This window comes from Kribbella pratensis, from assembly GCF_004365355.1.
In the GTDB taxonomy this organism is placed as follows: domain Bacteria; phylum Actinomycetota; class Actinomycetes; order Propionibacteriales; family Kribbellaceae; genus Kribbella.
Genome location: NZ_SODP01000001.1, coordinates 208,827 through 226,494 on the forward strand (window position 1 = coordinate 208,827; position 17,668 = coordinate 226,494).

18 protein-coding genes and 1 tRNA gene are annotated in these 17,668 nt (G+C 67.7%); 12 read left to right on the plus strand and 7 right to left on the minus strand.

Annotated elements, in window-relative coordinates; translation table 11 throughout:
• Window positions 1-22 precede the first annotated feature (22 nt).
• The 5 genes from EV653_RS00955 (at window position 23) to clpX (ending at window position 4,615) form a co-directional block, all read left to right on the plus strand.
• Window positions 23-95 (plus strand) — tRNA-Pro (locus EV653_RS00955).
• A gap of 78 nt (window positions 96-173) precedes the next feature.
• On the plus strand, window positions 174-1,574 hold the full coding sequence (tig, locus tag EV653_RS00960; RefSeq protein WP_134097002.1) for a trigger factor: 1,401 nt from the start codon (window positions 174-176) through the stop codon (window positions 1,572-1,574).
• A 352-nt stretch (window positions 1,575-1,926) separates the two neighbouring features.
• Complete coding sequence (locus EV653_RS00965; protein WP_134097004.1) at window positions 1,927-2,550, plus strand: ClpP family protease; 624 nt, start codon at window positions 1,927-1,929, stop codon at window positions 2,548-2,550.
• Window positions 2,551-2,575: 25 nt separating this feature from the next.
• Window positions 2,576-3,187 (plus strand): ATP-dependent Clp protease proteolytic subunit, encoded by a 612-nt coding sequence (locus tag EV653_RS00970; RefSeq protein ID WP_134097006.1) that lies wholly within the window; start codon window positions 2,576-2,578, stop codon window positions 3,185-3,187.
• Between the two features lie 135 nt (window positions 3,188-3,322).
• Window positions 3,323-4,615 carry an ATP-dependent Clp protease ATP-binding subunit ClpX gene (clpX, locus tag EV653_RS00975; protein WP_134097008.1) on the plus strand — a complete coding sequence of 431 codons (1,293 nt, stop codon included), beginning with the start codon at window positions 3,323-3,325 and terminating at the stop codon, window positions 4,613-4,615.
• Window positions 4,616-4,713: 98 nt separating this feature from the next.
• Here clpX and EV653_RS00980 read toward each other — a convergent pair whose 3' ends face one another.
• Entirely contained in the window at window positions 4,714-5,565 is an 852-nt protein-coding gene (locus tag EV653_RS00980; protein WP_134097010.1) for an NAD(P)H-binding protein, read from the minus strand.
• Between the two features lie 120 nt (window positions 5,566-5,685).
• On the opposite strand from EV653_RS00980, the gene EV653_RS00985 reads away from it, so the two are divergent.
• Window positions 5,686-6,585, plus strand: a complete 900-nt coding sequence (locus tag EV653_RS00985) for an AraC family transcriptional regulator (protein ID WP_134097012.1) — start codon at window positions 5,686-5,688, stop codon at window positions 6,583-6,585.
• Here the strand turns inward: EV653_RS00985 and EV653_RS00990 are convergent.
• Window positions 6,575-7,624: a helix-turn-helix transcriptional regulator gene (locus tag EV653_RS00990; RefSeq protein ID WP_134097014.1), complete on the minus strand. Its 1,050-nt coding sequence runs from the start codon at window positions 7,622-7,624 to the stop codon at window positions 6,575-6,577. The two genes, EV653_RS00985 and EV653_RS00990, sit on opposite strands and share 11 nt — an antisense overlap.
• 121 nt (window positions 7,625-7,745) lie before the next feature.
• On the opposite strand from EV653_RS00990, the gene EV653_RS00995 reads away from it, so the two are divergent.
• The 5 genes from EV653_RS00995 to EV653_RS01015 all read left to right on the plus strand — a co-directional run bounded on the left by EV653_RS00995 (window position 7,746) and on the right by EV653_RS01015 (window position 12,246).
• Window positions 7,746-8,174, plus strand: a complete 429-nt coding sequence (locus tag EV653_RS00995) for a cupin domain-containing protein (RefSeq protein ID WP_134097016.1) — start codon at window positions 7,746-7,748, stop codon at window positions 8,172-8,174.
• The gene (locus EV653_RS01000) at window positions 8,171-8,542 is read left to right on the plus strand and encodes a DUF1304 family protein (protein ID WP_134097018.1); all 372 of its coding nucleotides are present in this window, start codon (window positions 8,171-8,173) and stop codon (window positions 8,540-8,542) included. Before EV653_RS00995 ends, EV653_RS01000 begins: the two co-directional genes overlap by 4 nt.
• A 125-nt stretch (window positions 8,543-8,667) precedes the next feature.
• Entirely contained in the window at window positions 8,668-10,221 is a 1,554-nt protein-coding gene (locus tag EV653_RS01005) for an alkaline phosphatase D family protein (protein ID WP_134097020.1), read from the plus strand.
• Between the two features lie 2 nt (window positions 10,222-10,223).
• Window positions 10,224-11,462, plus strand: a complete 1,239-nt coding sequence (locus tag EV653_RS01010; protein ID WP_134097022.1) for a hypothetical protein — start codon at window positions 10,224-10,226, stop codon at window positions 11,460-11,462.
• A 268-nt stretch (window positions 11,463-11,730) separates the two neighbouring features.
• Entirely contained in the window at window positions 11,731-12,246 is a 516-nt protein-coding gene (locus EV653_RS01015; RefSeq protein WP_134097024.1) for a hypothetical protein, read from the plus strand.
• Here EV653_RS01015 and EV653_RS01020 read toward each other — a convergent pair.
• The 5 genes from EV653_RS01020 to EV653_RS01040 all read right to left on the minus strand — a co-directional run bounded on the left by EV653_RS01020 (window position 12,240) and on the right by EV653_RS01040 (window position 17,076).
• Complete coding sequence (locus tag EV653_RS01020; protein WP_202871442.1) at window positions 12,240-14,285, minus strand: beta-galactosidase; 2,046 nt, start codon at window positions 14,283-14,285, stop codon at window positions 12,240-12,242. The genes EV653_RS01015 and EV653_RS01020 overlap by 7 nt on opposite strands.
• Window positions 14,286-14,414: 129 nt before the next feature.
• On the minus strand, window positions 14,415-15,458 hold the full coding sequence (locus EV653_RS01025; RefSeq protein WP_134097026.1) for a LacI family DNA-binding transcriptional regulator: 1,044 nt from the start codon (window positions 15,456-15,458) through the stop codon (window positions 14,415-14,417).
• 104 nt (window positions 15,459-15,562) lie between these two features.
• Entirely contained in the window at window positions 15,563-16,096 is a 534-nt protein-coding gene (locus EV653_RS01030) for a YbhB/YbcL family Raf kinase inhibitor-like protein (protein ID WP_134097028.1), read from the minus strand.
• An 89-nt stretch (window positions 16,097-16,185) separates the two neighbouring features.
• Window positions 16,186-16,644, minus strand: a complete 459-nt coding sequence (locus EV653_RS01035; RefSeq protein WP_134097030.1) for a nitroreductase/quinone reductase family protein — start codon at window positions 16,642-16,644, stop codon at window positions 16,186-16,188.
• A gap of 12 nt (window positions 16,645-16,656) precedes the next feature.
• Window positions 16,657-17,076, minus strand: coding sequence for a PPOX class F420-dependent oxidoreductase (locus EV653_RS01040; protein WP_134097032.1), 420 nt, complete (start codon window positions 17,074-17,076; stop codon window positions 16,657-16,659).
• A gap of 71 nt (window positions 17,077-17,147) precedes the next feature.
• Here EV653_RS01040 and EV653_RS01045 point away from each other — a divergent pair, with 71 nt between their 5' ends.
• A complete protein-coding gene (locus EV653_RS01045) occupies window positions 17,148-17,600 on the plus strand; it encodes a MarR family winged helix-turn-helix transcriptional regulator (RefSeq protein ID WP_166679258.1) in 453 nt (150 codons plus the stop codon).
• Window positions 17,601-17,668: the final 68 nt, after the last annotated feature.

The window sequence follows — 17,668 nt, forward strand, 5'->3', positions numbered from 1 at the left end:
GACTAGACTCGTGCGGTCACTGCGGGGCGTAGCGTAGTGGCTAGCGCGCCTGCTTTGGGAGCAGGAGACCGCAGGTTCGAGTCCTGTCGCCCCGACAAACCCCCTGCAGCACTGCTGCGGTCCGGGCCGTCGCCCTGGCTTGCAATGTCACCGAATCAAGGAGAACCGCCACCGTGAAGAGCACCGTCGAGTCCTTGAGCCCGACGAAGGTCAAGCTCATTGTCGAGGTGCCGTTCGAGGAGCTCAAGCCGAGCCTCGACGCGGCGTACAAGAGCATCGCCCAGCAGATCCAGGTGCCGGGCTTCCGCAAGGGCAAGATCCCGCCGCAGGTCATCGACCAGCGCGTCGGCCGCGGCCCGGTGCTCGAGGAGGCGATCAACGACGCGCTCCCGAAGCTGTACTCGCAGGCGGTGAGTGACAACCAGGTGAAGGCGATCGGCCGGCCCGAGGTCGACGTGACCGAGTTCAACGACAAGGAGAGCCTGCAGTTCTCCGCCGAGGTCGAGGTCCGCCCGGAGATCACCCTGCCGGACCTGGAGGGCCTGGAGGCCCATGTCGAGGACATCGCGATCTCCGACGACGAGGTCGACGAGCAGATCGAGGGTCTGCGGCAGCGGTTCGGCTCGCTGAACCCGGTCGAGCGTGCGGTGCAGGACAAGGACTTCATCACGCTGGACCTGTCGGCCAGCAAGGACGGCGAGAAGGTCGAGGAGGCGCAGGCGACCGGCCTGTCGTACCAGGTGGGCAGCGGTCAGCTGCTGGACGGCCTGGACGAGGCGGTCATCGGCCTGAACGCCGGCGAGAAGAAGACGTTCGTCACCCAGCTGGTCGGCGGTGCGCTGAAGGGCGACGACGTCGACGTCGAGGTGACGGTAACCGCGGTCAAGGAGCAGGAGCTGCCGGAGCTCGACGACGAGTTCGCGCAGACCGCTTCGGAGTTCGACACCGCGGAGGAGCTGACCGCCGACGTCCGCACCCGGCTGGAGCGCGGCAAGCGGCTCGAGCAGGCCGGCGAGGCGCGTGACGCCGTGCTGGAGAAGATCCTGACGCTGGTCGACGTGCCGGTGCCCGAGGGCCTGCTCACCGACGAGCTCGCCGCCCGCAAGGAGAACCTGGAGCAGCAGCTCGGGTACTCCGGGATGACGATGGAGCAGTTCCTCGAGGGCGAGGAGCAGACCCAGGAAGAGTTCGACGAGGACCTGAAGAAGCGCTCCGAGGACGCGATCAAGGCGCAGTTCGTGCTGGACCTGGTGGCCGAGCAGCAGGAGCTGAGCGTCAACGACCAGGAGCTGACCGAGCACATCGTCCGGCACGCGCAGCGTTCCGGCGTCAGCCCGGACCAGTTCGCCCAGCACGCGGTCGAGAACAACCTGGTCCCGAGCCTGGTGTCCGAGGTCGTCCGCGGCAAGGCCCTTGCGTACCTGGTCGAGAACGCGAAGGTCACCGACGCGTCCGGCAACACGGTCGAGCTGAAGACCCTGCAGCCCGACGGCACGTACGCCGACCCGGAGGCGGAGGGCGCCGACGAGGCGGCCGACGCCGAGGCCCCGGTCGAGGAGCCCGCGAAGGCCTGATCAACGCCGTAACGGCCCGGAACCCCAGCAGGGGTTCCGGGCCGTTCGCATTTTGCGAACCGGCTGCAAGGAAACCGACAGCTGGACCGCCTAGCGTGGCCGGTGAAACGATTTCCGGGCGAGGAGGCGGGTGTGACCGTGCTGCTGGAGGAGCCCGAGGTCGACCGGCCGGAGCTCGGCGAAGTACCTGACGAGGCAGCTGTCGACGAGCAGGGGTCCGTCGTCCTGTGCGGGTGGTGAAAAGCGCGCCGAATTCGCTCACAGCAGACGAAACGGGCGGCGAGGTGCGCCGTGAGCGAACACCTGCGGCCCAGCCTTAGGTCTGTCGCCGCCGACCAGTAATGTCGGGTTCGTGAACGAGACATTTGCAGCCAGCCCCACCGCCGCGGGCGGCAACGGCTCCGGCGGACAAGACGACGACATCTACCGCGAGCTGCGGAAAAACCGCATCATCTTCCTGGGGTCCGAGGTTCGCGACGACAACTCGAACGCGATCATCGCGCAGATGCTGCTGCTGAACGCTCAGGATCCCAGCGCGGACATCTGGCTGTACATCAACTCGCCGGGTGGCTCGGTGGACTCCGGCATGGCGATCTACGACACCATGCAGTGGATCTCCAACGACGTTGCCACCGTCGGGATGGGGCTGGCGGCCTCCATGGGCCAGTTCCTGCTCTGCGCCGGCGCGAAGGGCAAGCGCTACTCGCTGCCGCACGCGCGGATCATGATGCACCAGCCGTCCGGCGGTATGGGTGGTACGGCCTCGGACATCAAGATCCAGGCCGAGCAGTCGCTGCACCTGAAGGCGCTGCTGTTCAAGCTGATCGCCGAGCACACCGGCCAGCCGCTCGAGCAGGTCGAGAACGACGCGGACCGCGACCGCTGGTTCACCGCCGAGGCGGCCAAGGAGTACGGCTTCATCGACCACGTCGTGACCAGCGCCGCCCAGCTGAGCCAGGGCAGCCCGAACTCCTGATCTCCCACTCCAGTTAGGACGCACCATGAACTACTTCATCCCGCAGTGGGAGGAGCGCACGTCGTACGGCATGCGCCGGATCGATCCCTACACGAAGCTGTTCGAGGACCGGATCATCTTCCTCGGCACGCCGATCACCGACGAGATCGCGAACGCGGTGATGGCGCAGCTGCTGTGCCTGCAGTCGATGGACTCCGACCGCGACATCAGCATCTACATCAACTCGCCGGGCGGCTCGTTCACAGCGCTGACCGCGATCTACGACACCGTTCGGTACATCAAGCCCGATGTCCAGACGGTCTGCCTCGGCCAGGCGGCCTCCGCGGCGGCGGTGCTGCTCGCGGCCGGTACGCCGGGCAAGCGGCTCGCCCTCCCGAACAGCCGGATCATCATCCACCAGCCGGCCACCGAGGGCACCTACGGGCAGTCCAGCGACATCGAGATCCAGGCGAACGAGATCCTCCGCCTGCGGGCGCTGCTGGAGACCATGATCGCCGACGCCAGCGGCAAGTCGCGCGAGGAGGTCTCCCGGGACATCGAGCGGGACAAGTTCCTGACCGCCGAGCAGGCGATCGAGTACGGCCTGATCGACGACGTCCTGCAGACCCTCAAGACCCCGGTCCCGGCCGGCGTCTGACCCGGCCGACGGGCTGTCAAGAGCTCGACGCGTTCGCCACCGGCGTAGTCACAACCCGGTGGCGAGCGCGGTTTTTTAGCCCGCGACGGGGTACCGTCGAAACGGTCCGACTGCGCATAGAAGGGATCTGTCCCGGTGGCACGCATTGGTGACGGCGGCGACCTGCTGAAGTGCTCGTTCTGCGGGAAGAGCCAGAAGCAGGTCAAGAAGCTCATCGCCGGTCCCGGCGTCTACATCTGCGACGAATGCATCGATCTCTGCAACGAGATCATCGAGGAGGAGCTGAACGAGGGCTCCGAGGTCGGTCTTACAGAGCTCCCCAAGCCGCGGGAGATCTACGACTTCCTCAACGCGTACGTCGTCGGACAGGACGTGGCGAAGAAGGCGCTCGCGGTAGCGGTGTACAACCACTACAAGCGGGTTCGCGACGGTCAGGGCGCCTCGAGCGCGGGCCGGCACGCGAAGGACGAGGCCGTCGAACTGGCCAAGTCCAACATCCTGCTGATCGGCCCGACGGGCTGCGGCAAGACCTACCTCGCCCAGACGCTGGCCCGGATGCTCAACGTCCCGTTCGCGATCGCGGACGCGACGGCGCTGACCGAGGCCGGGTATGTCGGCGAGGACGTCGAGAACATCCTGCTCAAGCTGATCCAGGCGGCCGACTACGACGTCAAGAAGGCCGAGACCGGGATCATCTACATCGACGAGGTCGACAAGATCGCCCGCAAGAGCGAGAACCCGTCGATCACCCGCGACGTCTCCGGCGAGGGCGTCCAGCAGGCGCTGCTGAAGATCCTGGAAGGCACCACCGCGAGTGTCCCGCCGCAGGGCGGCCGCAAGCACCCGCACCAGGAGTTCATCCAGATCGACACGACCAACGTGCTGTTCATCGTCGGTGGCGCGTTCGCCGGTCTGGATCACATGGTCGAGCAGCGGGTCGGCAAGAAGACCCTCGGTTTCAACACCTCGCGCGAGCCGGAGAAGCCGAAGGAGCTCGGCGGGTACGCCGACGTCATGCCGGAGGACCTGCTCAAGTTCGGGCTGATCCCGGAGTTCATCGGCCGGCTCCCCGTCATCACGACGGTGTCGCCGCTGGACCGCGAGGCGCTGATCAAGATCCTCTCGGAGCCGAAGAACGCGCTGGTCAAGCAGTACCGGCGACTGTTCGAGATCGACAACGTCGAGCTGGAGTTCAGCGACGACGCGGTCGAGGCGATCGCGGACCAGGCGCTGCTGCGCGGCACCGGCGCCCGTGGCCTGCGGGCGATCATGGAAGAGGTCCTCCTCAACGTGATGTACGAGGTGCCGAGCCGCGAGGACGTCGCCAAGGTCGTCGTCACCGGCGACGTCGTCCTGGAGAACGTCAACCCGACGTTGATCCCACGCGACCAGATCGAGCGCACCAAGCGCCGCGAGAAGAGCGCGTAACAGAACCCGACGACAGGAGGCCGGAGTCCGCTGCACAGCGGATTCCGGCCTCTTTCACGTCTACAGGCAAGAAAGCACGGAAACGAGCTACCTGACAGTCAGTCGGTGAGGGCGGCAGCGATCGAGTCGGCGATCGGCGTGGTGGGGCGGCCGATCAGGCGGCTGAGGTCGCTGCCGCGGCCGGCGAGGCGACCGCGGGCGATCGCGGCGTCGACGTCCACGAGGATCGGCGCGAACGTCTCCGGCACCCCGGCGCCGATCAGGATCTGCAGGTGCGTCTCGGCCGGAACGTTGTTGTAGGCAACATTCTTCCCGGACTGCCGGGCGAGCTCGGCGGCGTACTCCGTCAGCGTCCACGCGACGTCGCCGTTCAGTTCGTAGGCCTTCTTCTCGTGCCCGTCCCCGGCCAGTACGACGGCCGCCGCGGCTGCGTAGTCCCGGCGCGCGGCCGAGCCGATCCGCCCGTCGCCCGCGCTGCCGACAACACCGTGCTCCAGCTGTACGGCGATCTGGTCGGTGTAGACCTCGTTGTACCAGCCGTTGCGGAGGAACGTGTACGGCAGCCCGGAGTCGAGGATCGCCTGCTCGGTCGCGCGGTGATCGGCGGCCAGGTCGAAGTCGGCCTCGGGCCCGCCGAGCGCGCCGGTGTACGCGATCCGCGCGACGCCGGCGTCCTTCGCGATCGCGATGATCGACTTGTGCTGGTCCAACCGGTTCGGCTCGAGCCCGGAGATCAGCAGCACCGTGTCCCCGGCGCCGAATGCCTTCGCCAGCGCGGCCGGGTCGTTGTAGTCGGCGATCCGGACCTCGACGCCACGGTCGGCGATCGGGGCGGCCTTCTCGGCGTTCCGCGCGACCGCGACGACCTGGTCGGCGGGGACCCGCTGCAGCAGTTCGTCGATGACGAGATTGCCCAGGTGGCCGGTTGCTGCGGTGACGACGATGCTCATCTGTACTCCTAGTCGTTGATGTCTGTCACCGACAGTAGACAGGTGTAGCGAGCGGATCTATGTCTATGGAGCGCTGGTTTATGTCTCATCGTCTTGACTGGCGCGCGTATGATGGTGGACATGGATGTGCTCGCCGATGTCGTCTCCGCGATGAAGACCGGTCCGGCCACGTCCGGGCGCACCGACGTCCGGGGGCCGTGGGGACTGCGGTTCCGGCACTCGTTCGGTGCCACGTTCCACCTGGTCCTGCAGGGTACGGCGTGGTTGCTGCCGCCGGACGGCGACCCGATCCCGCTGGGACCGGGCGACGCCGTACTGCTCCCGCGCGGCCTCCAGCACACACTCGCCGACCATCCGGAGTCGCCGACCGTCGACTTCGATCCGTCGGTCGAAGAGCCGCCGCACGGTCAGGGCGCCCGCACGCTGCTGCTGTGCGGGACGTACCGGCTCGATCGCGAACGTCCGCACCCGGTGCTGAGCAGATTGCCCGACGTGGTCGTCGTGCCGGCGGATCCGGGCCGGCACCGAACGTTGCACACGGCAATCAGCATCCTCGGCGAGGAACTCGACGCGCAGCGGCCCGGCGCGGCCGCCGTCGTACCGGCGCTCGTCGATGCGCTGCTGGTTCTGATCCTGCGGGCCTGGTTCGAGAACAACGACTGCCCAACGGATCGCGGCTGGGCGCGGGCGCTGACCGATCCCGCTGTCGTGCAGTCGCTCGAACTGATCCACGAGAAGCCTGGCGCGGCATGGACGGTGGCCGATCTTGCGGCCGGTGTCGGGTTGTCGCGGGCCGCGTTCGCGCGACGGTTCACCGAGGCGGTCGGCGAGCCGCCGCTCACGTACTTGTCCCGCTGGCGGATGACGACCGCGGCGCGGCTGTTGCGCGATCACGATCGCCCGCTCGCCACCGTCGCGAAGGAGATCGGCTACACATCGGAGTTCGCGTTCGCGAAGGCGTTCAAGCGCGACTTCGGCGTACCGCCAGGGACGTATCGCAAGCAGCTGGCTATGGCCTGACGGTCAGATCTTCGGGGCGCAGCGTCGCGACGAGCTCGCCGCGGCTGCGGACGCCGACCTTGGCGAACGCCGACTTGAGGTGGTCCTGGATCGTGTGCGGCGAGATCGACAGCCGATCCGCGATCTCGGTGGTGGTGTGCCCGGAGATCACCTCCAGGCAGATCTCCCGCTCGCGCGTGGTCAGGCCGTACGCCGCCAGCAGCATCCCGACCAGGTGATGTCCGGACGCCGGCTCGATCGTGACCACGACCTCCTCGTGGTTGTCCCCGAGCAACCGGCTGCCCTGCAGGACAACCCATCCGCCCGACGCCGTCTGCACCCGGGCCTGGAAGGTCCCGCCGGCCGCCACCCGGGCGCCGGTGACGACCGCGCGCAGCAGTACGTCGAACCGCCCGGGCGCGATCTCGTTCAGCTCGTCCTGCCAGGTCTGCGCGGCCGCGGTGATCGCCCGAGGTTCGCCGTTCGGCCCGGTGACGACGATCGACGGGCCGACCCCTCCGCGGTACCCGTGCGCGTCCGTCCGTACGGCGACCCGCGTCGCCGCTCCGATCACCGGCGCCACCGACCCGAGGAACTCCACCTCGCGATCGCTGAAGTCGGACCCGCTCCGCACGAACCCGGCCGCACCCCAACAGTCCCCGTCGACGGTGAACGTGGCCCGCACCTCGTGCTCGATCCCGAGCGGCCGCCACACCTCGTTCAGCCGCCGGTGCCCGACGACCTCGCGGTACGGCAGGTCGGACATCCGCGCGACCCGGCGATCGTTCCGGGCCAGCTCCGCGAACGAGTTCGGCACGCTGCCGGCGTACTCCGTCTCCGCCAGCCTCGGCTCGTACTCCGAGGGGATGCGCGCCTGCCCGCTGGTCATCGAACTGATCACGAGCGTGCCCGGATCAAGGCCGGCCCAGCACGTCAGCTCGCTGCCGACCACCCGCTCGACCACCTCGATCGCGGCCGCGTGCAGGTCGACGACGCCCATCCCCGACGTCGCCAGGGCCGCGATGTCCCGGCGCGCGGCCCGCGCCTGGCCCTCCCACATGCGCTCAGTATGCGCCGCCGTACCCGGGCCGACTATCCCGCAAATGTGGGGATTCCGGTCCGCTCCTGAGCCCAGCCGCACGGGATTTCGGCCGCCTCCGCTGCAACCTAGCGTCGCGGCCATGACCGAATCAGTGCATCTGAGCAACGCCGGCAGCGGGGTCGAGCACGCCGCTCCGGATGCGACCGTGACAGTCAAGATCGGCGCCGAGCACACCGACGGGCAGTACGAGCTCTTCGAGATCGACGCGCCCCGCGGCGACGCGGCCCCGCCGCACAGCGAGTCCTGGAGCAAGGCGTTCTACGTGCTGCAGGGCCGGATCCTCGTCCAGGCAGGCGATCAGGGCTACGACCTCGGCCCGGGTTCGTCGATCAGCATCCCGGCCGGCACGCTGAACACCTTTTCGGTGCTGACGCCGTCGGCGAAGTTCCTCACGATCAGCCAGGCCGACCGGATGGGCGCCTTCTTCGCGGAGTTGGCGACTGCCGACCCGACCGACTACACCGCTCTGGGCGAGGTTTCCGCCTGTCACGGGGTCTCGCTCGCATGAGTACGGCGGCGCAGGTGCTGGCGATCTGCATCGCGGTGATGCTGGCCGTGGTGTTCGTGATGGAGTCGATCCTCTACAGGCATCCGAGGCTGTATCCGCTGTTCCTCACCAAGCCGACCGACTTCGACGCGGTCCGGCTGTGGACCGTGAACGTGGGCTGGTACAACCTGACGACCGCGGCCGCCCTGGTGATCGGCGTGATCCTCGCGGTCAACGGGCATGAGCCGGCGGGGGAGGCGCTGGTGACCTTCACCGCGGCGCAGCACACGTTCCTGGCCGTCGTACTGGTCGTGACCGAGCGGCGTCTGTGGCTGAACGCGCTCATGGAAGGCATTCCTGCCGCGATTTTGCTCATCCTCATGCTGTAGGAAAGTTACGAAAGCTGCGCAATCATGGGCATGAAACACCGCACACACTCAAGGTTCCCGGATGGTCACCCAGCGTTCGGCCATCCGGGGGCCTGCCGCCCTGAGTACCCGTGAAGGTGAGGCTCATGAGCCCAATCAGTCGCAGGACCCTCGTTCTCGGCGGACTCGCCGCGGCTGGTGTCGGCGCCCTCCCGGCCCGTCAATCAGCCACCGCCCAGTCGTCCGTGATCACCGCCACTGCCGCCGTCCCGTACCCGTTCCAACTCGGTATCGCTTCCGGTGAGCCGGACGCGAGCAGCGTCGTGTTGTGGACCCGCCTGGCCCCGTCGCCGACCAACGCCGACGGTCAGGGCGGGATGGCGAACGCCGACGTCACCGTGGACTGGCAGGTGTCGACCACCGACACCTTCAGCACTCTGGTCGCATCCGGCACAGTCACTGCCCAGTACGCCGCCGCGCACTCGGTGCACGCCATCGCCGGCGGCCTCAACCCGGACTCCGACTACTTCTACCGGTTCCGGGCCCAGGGCCACATCTCGCCCGTGGGCCGGACCCGCACCACACCCGCGGTCGGCGCCGCCGGGCGAGACCTGGTGATGGCGTTCACCTCCTGCTCGCACTACGAGGAGGGCTACTTCACCGTCTATCGCCGGATGGCCGAGGAGAACCCGGGCGTCATCCTGCACCTCGGCGACTACATCTACGAGTACGGTCCGACGACGGGCCGCCCGCGACTCCACCTCGGCAACGAGATTGTGTCGCTCGCGGACTACCGCCGCCGGTACGCGCAGTACAAGACGGACCCGGACCTGCAGGCTGCGCATGCGGTCGCGCCGTGGATCGTCGTACCGGATGACCACGAGGTCGAGAACAACTACGCCGGGACCGTGCGCGAGAACAACACTCCTGCGCTGACCGCGGCGCAGTGGACCGCGCGACGGTCGGCGGCGTACCAGGCGTACTACGAGAACATGCCGCTGCGGCCCGCCCAGGTGAACAGCGGCAACAGCATCCAGCTGTACCGGCGGCTGCGGTGGGGGAGTCTGGCGACGTTCCACATGCTCGACACCCGCCAGTACCGCAACGACCAGGCATGTGGTGACGGCTGGCAGCTGTGCTCGGACGCCGATCTGGCCAGCCGCAGTCTGCCCGGCAACCCGCAGGAGACGTGGCTGCTGGACGGTCTGGGGCAGCACCTCGGTACGTGGGACATCATCGGCCAGCAGGTGTTCTTCGCCCGCCGCTTCAACTCGACCGGCGCGAGTATGGACTCCTGGGACGGGTACCGCGCTTCGCGGGCGCGGATCCAGCAGGGCTGGGTGGATCGGTCGGTCCGCAATCCCGTCGTACTCACCGGAGATGTGCACCGGGCGTGGGCGAACGACCTCAAGGCCGACTACAACAACGCGAACTCGGCGACCATCGGCACCGAACTCGTCACCAGCTCTGTCACCTCGAGCGGTGACGGCGACGGAGCTACGACGATCCCAGACGTCGGTACGAATCCGTGGCTGAAGTTCTACAACAACCGGCGTGGCTACATCCGCGCGACAGTCAGTCCGACCGAGATGCGGGCCGACTTCCGAAACGTCGCGAAGGTGTCCGAGCACGGCGCCGCCGCGGCTACTGCGAAGTCGTTCGTCATCCAAGAGGGCCAGCCCGGACTGCAGGCGGTGTGACTATGAAGACGCTACTTATTACGGCGCTTGCTGCGACTGCTCTGGTGTTCACTGCCATCCCTGCTGACGCGCACGTTGCCGCACCCACGTGGGTCACGGCGAACAGCGTGTCCACCGGCGACCAGGACAATGCGTCCGTTGCGATCAACCGGAACGGGTACGTCGCTGTGGCGTGGGAGGACGACCGCGACACCGACAACGCGACCGACAACGTCCACACCGACATCTGGGTCCGGCTGTTCCACAACGGCACTGCTGTGTACGAGAAGAAGCTCTCCACCGGTGGCGACAGCGGAGTGACCAACTGGCGGCACCTGCACCCGGACGTCGGTCTGGACGACAACGGCAATGCAGTCGTGGTGTGGCAGGACGACCCGGACGGCAATGGGTTCTACAACATCCCGTACCGCGTCCTCAACACTGCCGGCACCGTGACAGCGTCTGGCAACGCGAACACGAGCGCGACCGGCCAGCAGATCAACCCGCGGGTGGCTGTGGACCCGGACGGCGCGCCATCCACTGCCGCAGTCGCGTTCTCAGTTGTCTGGGAGGACATCCAGACCGGTACGCCGGCCACCGTGAAGGCAGCCGGCTACACCGGACCGACCACACGCGCCTGGGAGGTCACCGCCTCGCAGACGACCGGCCAGCACCACAACCCGGACGTGGCGGTGTCCGCGTCCGGCGACGCAGTGGTCGTCTGGGACGAGGACGGCGACGCTAACGGCGACTACAACATCGGACTGATCCGTCTGGGTCGGACCAACGGCGCAGCCAGCCTGTCCCGCCGGCTCGCCAACGCCACGACGACGGGCCAGCAGACGCACGCGGCTGTCGCAGCCAACTTCAACGGCGACTTCGCGGTCGCATGGCAATCGGGTACGGCGCTCAGCACGCGCTCGTTCGACTCGGCGGGCACCGCCCGGTATGCCGACGTACAGGCTGCGGCCGCGGGTACTGCGCCGTCGATCGGGATCGACGACCAAGCGCAGACCGTGGTGGGCTGGACGGTCCAGGCCACTGATCTCGATGTGTGGATCCGTGGCTTCGGGACGGACGGCACGGACACAGGACGACTGTCGCCGCAGCAGCTGAGCTCGGCCACAGTTGGTCGGCAAGAGCAGATGACGGTGGCGGTCTCGCCGTACGCCGAAGTGGCTGTTGCCTACACCGACGACAACGACGGCAACACGTACGACCAGGTCATCCTGGGCACGGGGATCTCCAACAACAGTTGGTGATTCAGTGCGAGGTCGGGGACATGGTGCTGAGCACCTTGTCCCCGGCCGCACCCAGCGGAGACGCCTCGGCCGCTTCCTCTTCTTGAGCACGAGCGGCCCCAGCTCCGGCCGCTCCGTCTCGGTGTCTTCAACCGGTACGGCGTGCAGGAGACAACGCGCGGACCAGCGTGTCGTTATCCACACCTCAGAACTACGTAGCGGAACCGTACAAGGTTCAACTGAACCGGTCGGCGCTGTCGCACGTATCTGCCGGTGAAAGGAGCTACCGATGAAAACGACAATATTGTTGCTAGGAGCAACCGTGGCCGCGGTCGGAACGCTGGCCGCGTGCGGCAGCGACAACACCGCCCAGACCAGTAGCGGCGGGGCTGCGACAGGGGCTGCGGTTTCGGTCCAGAACGTGAGCGGAGTCGGTCAGACGCTGGTCGACTCGTCCGGTAAGACGCTGTACTTCGCCGACCAGGAGGCCGGCGGGATGGTCAAGTGCACCGGCAACTGCCTGAGCTTCTGGATGCCGGCCACGGGTACGGCCGCGGACGCGAAGTCTGTCACCGGTCTGGGCGTCATGAAGCGCTCGGACACCAGCGCCGACCAGCTCACCTTCCAGGGCAAACCGCTCTACACCTTCAAACTCGACACCGGGGCCGGCAAGGCCCAGGGCAACAACGTCACCGACTCGTTCTCCGGCATGAGCTTCACCTGGCACGCCGCTACCACTACGGCAGCGGCGCCCACCCAGGCTCCGTCCAGCTCATCCGGCGGTGGCGGCGGCTACGGTTACTGATCCTCGACCAGGACGCGAACATCCCACGGCCCGAGCTCGAGCTTGCCGTTCGTGGGCCGGTCCGCGAGCACGTCGCGGGCCGGACCGGGGATCTTGAGGTCGACGCTGTCCCACGACCAGTTGTGGACGAACCGGAGCCGCCGTCCGTCCGCAGCGGTCGCGGACGTCACGGTCACGCTTCTCGGCCGCTCCGACCATGAGTCGGGCTTGATCCACCGGAACAGGTCTGCGGCGAGTGCCGGATTGGGAACCGTGCCGACGTACGTGATCCGGCCGGAGCCGTAGGCCCGCGTGGTGATCGCCGGCCATCTGGCGAAGTGCGGATCGTCATAGCCGACCAGCACCTCGGCGCCGTCGAGCTGAAGCCCGTCCACCCAGCGAGTTGCGGCAGCGTCGTCCCCGAGCTCCAGGCCGGCACCCTGAACGGACAGGTCTGCGTCGAGATTGCTGTATTCGTCGTACCAGACACCGGCTGCGGCCGACAGCCTGCCGGGCTGGACGTCGGTGCGGACTCGCGCTTCCTCGTCGGCGTATCCCGTGCGCGGTCCGACGACCAGGTGCCCGCCGGCTTCGGCGTACGCGATCCACCGGTCCAGCAGGTCGTCGTCGGCCAGATACAGCGCGGGTACGACGAGAATCGGATGCTCCTCGACCGAGCCCGTGAACTGGCTCGTGTGCAGGATGCGGACCTGAAGGCCGGCGTCGAAAGCCCCACGATAGAAGGGGTCGAAGAATCCGTGGTACGCGCGCTCGTCCGGGCTGCCGTCTTCCTTCGCGAGTGCCGGGTACTTCTGCATCAGCCACTTGCTGGGCACCGAGTACAGCATCGTCACGTCACTGTCCGGGGTGATGCCGGCAACCAGTGAGCCGGCGGCCTCGAACTCCGCACCCAGCTGTGCGATCTCCCGGTAGACCCGGCCCGGTTCGCCGCTGTGGGGAAGGACTCCACCCCAATAGGTCTCGGCACCGAAGTGCAGTGTGTGCCAGTGCCAGTACTCGACCATCGTGGCGCCACGAGACACCAGAGCCCATGCTGCCTGGCGCCACTGGCCGTCGTACGCCGGATGGTTGCTCCACGGGGACCCGATGGACTGCGCGTTGGTCTCCGTGACGAGAAACGGCCGCTGCTGGGACGAGTACATCCGGTCTGCACTGAGGTAGAGCGCCCAGGTGCCAGTCGTGGTCCAGCCCTGCCGCGCCGGACCATGAGGTGGGTGCTGCAGGCCGTCCTGCATCGCGTAGTACGCGTTGCCGGTGGTGACGTCCAGACGCCGTACCAGCTCGTCGTCGGCGACGGCCGGGCGGTCGTAGGCGATGCACGTGGTGACGAACTGGTCCGTCCGTGAGTACTCGCGAACGATGTCGGCCTGCCAGCCGATGAACTCCGTTGTCTGATCTGCCTGGAACTGCCGCCACGCCACGTCGTACTGCGGCTGGACGTTGCCATCGGGAGTCCACAGGTCAGCCCAGTCCGACAGGCGGTGCGACCAATAGACGAGGCCCCAGGCGTCGTTCAGGCTCTGGACGTCGCCGTACTTGTGCCGGAGGCTGTCCACGAAGCGCTGGAAGACGCCGTGGTTGTGCAGCAGCTCGTTCCCTGGTTCGTTGTCGACCTGGAAACCGATCACGGCCGGGTGCCCGGCGTACCGGTCGGCGATCTTCCGGATCACCCGCTCGGCGTGGAACCGGAAGCCGGGATGCGTGAAGTCGACTTCCTGCCGCGCACCCCACCCGATCCGCTGGCCTGTCTTCCGCTCGCCGGTGATCTCCGGATGCAACCGCACCAACCACGGCGGCACGGCGTACGTCGGAGTGCCGAGGACGACCGCGATACCGCGCCGGTGCGCGCCGTCGAGGACGGGTTGCAGCCAGTCGAGATCGAAGCGGCCGTTCTCCGGCTCCCAGGTCGACCAGACGGACTCGCCGACGCGGATGACCGAGAAGCGCGCCTCGGCCATCAGGTCGAGATCCCGCTCGAGGCGGTCGGTGGGTTGGTATTCGTGATAGTACGCAGCTCCGAAGAGCACACGCTCGTGCACGCTTTCTCCAATAATAGAAGGGAATCAGGTCTTGACGCCGCCGGCGCTTCCACCGCAGGTGGCCAGAGCCAGTGCGGCGGCGAAGCCCAGGGCGGTTCCGGCGGCCGCGCGCCGGAGGTGATGCGGCGATCAGCCCGCCGGACGTGGCGCGGCGGTGGAGTGACGGACGACGAGCCGGAGCGGAGGTGGCTCCGGGAGTGGCGAGCGATCGCCGGTAGGCGACTCGATCTCGGTGACCAGGTTCGCGATCCCGCGGTCGACGTGGACGTCGAAGTCCTGCGGGACGGTGGTGAGCGGTGGCGTCAGGAACGCCGCGGAGGGGATGTCGTCGAAGCCGACGACGCTGACATCCCCGGGGACCGAACGGCCGGCCTCGGCGAGCGCACGCAGTACCCCGATGGCCATGTCGTCGTTGGCGACGAAGATCGCGGTGACATCGGGATTCGCGGCCAGTTCACGGCCCGCGGCGTAGCCGGAAGCAGGCAGCCAATCGCCTTCCAGCACAGGGGGTTCGGGCGCACCGGCAGCCGCCAGCGCCTGGCGCCAGCCCGCCAGCCGGTCCTGGGCGGCCCACCAGCGCTGGGGGCCGGCGACATGCCAGACCGTCCGGTGCCCGAGGCCGAGCAGGTGTTCGGTCGCGCTCCGGCCGGCGTCCACGTTGTCGCCGCCGGTGACCAGACTCGGCTTCGCGTTGAGCCCGTGCAACCGGCCGAAGCTCAGCACCGGGAGATCGGCCTCGATCGGTACGCCGTCGCCCTCGTCGATCGGCTCGGACAGGATGATCCCGTCGACACCCTGCTCGAGCAGGTGCTCGACCGCATCCGCGATGGTGTCGCCTTCGAGGGTGTTCACGATGGTGACCGAGTAACCGGTCGTCCGCAGCGCGCGTTCGACCGCCACCAGTTGGGTCGACGGGCCGAACAGCGCCGTACCGAGGCAGACCACCCCGATCCGCTTGGTTCGGCCGGAGTTCAGCGCCCTGGCGGCGTCGTTGCGGCGGTATCCGAGCTCCCGCATGGCCGCCTGGACCCGGAGCCGGACCTCCTCCTTGACGTACGGCTCGTCGTTGAGCACCCGGGAAACGGTCTTCTGCGAGACACCCGCCAGCCGGGCCACGTCCGTGCTCCCCGGACGACGCCGCGCCGAGCCGACGCCGCCCTCCGGTTTCGCCATGGTCATGAGCCTCTCACGGGTGTGTTCTGACTGCGTAGTCAGAATGTGTCTACGTAGTCAGAAACGTCAATGACTCGCTCCCTGTGACCTGAGTCACATTGAGGTCAACGGCTGTACAGAGCGGTGAGCCGGCCGCGGGCGATGGTGGCGGCGTCGATGGCTTCGAGGGCCTCGTCGAGACCGGCGCCGTCGGCGAGATTGGTTGCCTTGGACAACGCGTAGACGGTGAACCGGTAGTGGTGCGTGCCGCTCGGTGGGCACGGGCCGTAGTACGACGGTTTGCCGGCGGAGTTGTTCGCCTGCTTGGCGCCGGGCGGCGTGGTGCCCTCGGTGATCGAACTCGTCCCTGGATCGAGATCGAGCAGCACCCAGTGGGTGAAGGTACCTCTGGGTGCGTCGGGGTCGTCCACCACGAGCGCCAGAGCTTTCGCGCCGGCGGGTGTACCGGTCCACGCCAGTGGTGGAGAGATGCCTTTGCCGTCGCACGTGTACTTGCTCGGAATGGCCTCTCCGTCGCGGAGGACCGGACTCGTGACGGTGATGCTGGTCGGTGCGGTCACGGCAGGCTCCTTCCCGGACCCGCCGCCGCAGGCGGCCGTGCTGACCAGCACGGCCGCCCACAGCAGCAGTCGTCGCATGCGCTCAACGTACTACCGGCCGGGACGAAGGTCGGCTGATCCTTGCGGACACGGCACTTCCCGGCGAGCTTCAGCATCTGACCGATGTTTCAGTGCCGCTCGGTCAGCTTGATGACGGGCAGTTCGCGGTCGGTCTTCAGCTGGTAGCCGGCGAAGCGCGGGGCGATCTCAATGATCCGCTTCCATTCCTCGGCGCGTTCCGTGCCGTGCAGCTGCTCCGCATGGACCTCGATCGTCTTCTTGCCGACCTCGATGCGGACCCGGTCGGGATGTGCGGCCAAGTTGTAGTACCACGCCGGATTCGCCGGGGCGCCGGCCGCGGAGGCGATGATCAGCCGGTTGCCATCGGCGGCCGGGAGCCAGCTGACCGGTGTCATCCGGACCTCACCGGACCGGCGTCCGATCGTGTGCAGGACCAAGATGTCGATGCCGGCGACTCTGCCGCCCCGGCGCCGGATCACAGGGGCCACGAAGTTGTTCAGCCAGCGCCAGGCGCGGCCGTTCGGCTGCCGAGCGCCACGGGTGCCGGCTCGGGTGTCGAAGCTCATCCGGTCACGGTCTCATGTTCCGTGCAGCTCATGCTCCGTGCGCGTGGTGATGACTGTGTCGTCGTGGGTGAAGGGCTTGCCCTCGAGGTTGAAGCTCCAGGAGGTGGTGGGCGTGATCCGCAGGTAGCTGCCCGGGCCGAAGCGGCCGGTGCGCTCGACGAGTTCGGCCTCGCCGTAGATGCGCAGATAGCGGGGGATCCACGGGTCGGTCGACGGGAGGTCGTCGAGGATCACGGCGACCTTGGAATTGCCCGCCCGCACGTTGCGGAACTTTCGTGTGCGCACCGGGTCGACGCCGCCGATGTAGAGGTACGTTCCGTCGTACTCGAACCCGACCGGGACGGCGTCCGGCTGCCCGTCGGAGCCGACCGTGGCGAGCCGCGCGATGGGCTGGGATTTCAGGTACTCGAGTTCCTGGTCGCTGAAAGCCATCGATGCTCCTCGATAGTTAATGCCATTAACTGTACGCATCGTTGACTATACATGCCCTGTACCGTGGTGGGGTGAGTGAGACGGAGATCGCGCCGCTCGATCAGTTGGACGCGGCCGGGAATCTGATCCAGCTGAGCGGGCTGGTGCAGGGCATCTACGCGCGCGTCTCCGACCGGCACGACCTGACGCCCGTTCAGGCCAAGCTGCTGTGCGTGCTGCTCGGCGGCCCGCGCGGAATGGCCGAGTTGGCGGCGTGCTTCGGCGTCGAGAAGGCGGCGCTCACCGGGCTGATGGATCGGGCCGAGAAGCGTGGTCTGGCGGAGCGTTCCGCGGTTCCCGGCAACCGGCGGGCGCTCCAGGTCAATCTCACCGAGGCGGGCCGCCGGGCTGCGAAGGCGTTCCATGCCGACGTCGGTGAGGCGCTCAACGGACTGATGGCCGACCTGAGCCCGGCGGATCGGGAGCAGTTCAGCGCCACCATGGCCGGCATCATCACCAGCTGCCGCAGCGATACCAAGCGGTGAGCTGCCCAGCGTGGTGGAGAACGGTTTCCTATACGATCACAGCGTGCCGAAGCTGCTGAGTTCCTGAG